Genomic DNA, 1,159 nt, shown 5'->3' on the forward strand with positions numbered 1-1,159 from the left:
TATTATGCTCGTTTTTGATTTTTATAGCTTCAAATATAAATTTGATATATCCCCCTTTATACCATTGTTTATGTGCTTTTATAAGGGCATTTCCTAGCTTGTAGCTTAGATGGTTTTTTGTGTTTAGAGCTTTTTGGTAGTTTATTTCTAAGCTACTAATATCTTTTTCTTTTTTAGATAATGCTTCTTTGAGAGATTTTATCTCTAGTTCTTGCGAAGTTAAAGCCTTTTTGTGATTTATATCTAAATTGTTGATATCTTTTTCTTTTTGGGATAGTTTATCTTTAAGGGATTTAATCTCTAGTTCTTGTGGAGTTGGTTGTGGTGTAGGTTTTGGAGCTGGCGGGGTTGGCTGTGGTTTAGTTTCATCTATCTCTTCAAATGTTAAAGATTTAAATTTATTTTCATATTTAGGTAAAGGGATATCATAAGGCATATCTTTAAAATATGCAAAGCGATTTTTATTTTTATTGCAATATATTGCATTATATACAAATTCTAATTTTTCTTGTGCTGTGTTTAGGGAGTCTAGTTTTTCTTCAATTGCTTTAGGGGATAGGAATTCATTTTGGTTATAGGTGTATTTGAAGTCATCTCCCTGAATATTAATATTTAACTGTGTTTGTTCTTTAGTATAATTGCCTGGATATTTTCTTGACCAGAATATATCCTTCTTTATTTCCCTTGCTGGAGAACCAGCATAAACGGTATTTGAATAATATTTCTTAGAAACGGCCAATGAGTTAGCGCCTAGCATAGTTCCAGACGCAATAAATGCACCTTTTGCAATCATAACTCCTTGAGCACACCAAACATGATCACCTATATAAATACTTTTAGAAAAATTAATTCTATTATTTGTCAAGATATCGCAAATAGTATGGTGATCGGATGTTTCAAGATTTATATTCCACGAAAACATACAGTCATTTCCTAAAAAAATATATTTTGATTCTAATACTCTAAAAGTTACTCCCCAGAAACTAGAATTATCGCCAATAAATAAAACACTCTCGCCTACCATGTTGATGTTTATTTTAGCAACATTTTGTCCTATAAAAATTAATCCATTATTGCCATGTATAACCATACTTATATCTCTACTGCTGCCAACAAAAAATACAATATTATTATTGCCTTTAAAATCTAGTTTTAGATT

At 30.0% G+C, this 1,159-nt stretch carries 1 pseudogene; it reads right to left on the reverse strand.

From position 1 onward, the window contains the following. A pseudogene (locus CIGNP85_RS08370) lies at nt 1-1,159 on the reverse strand (acyltransferase); the annotation flags it as partial.

Origin of the sequence: Campylobacter sp. P0085, from assembly GCF_002139495.1 — a bacterium.
GTDB lineage: Bacteria > Campylobacterota > Campylobacteria > Campylobacterales > Campylobacteraceae > Campylobacter > Campylobacter devanensis.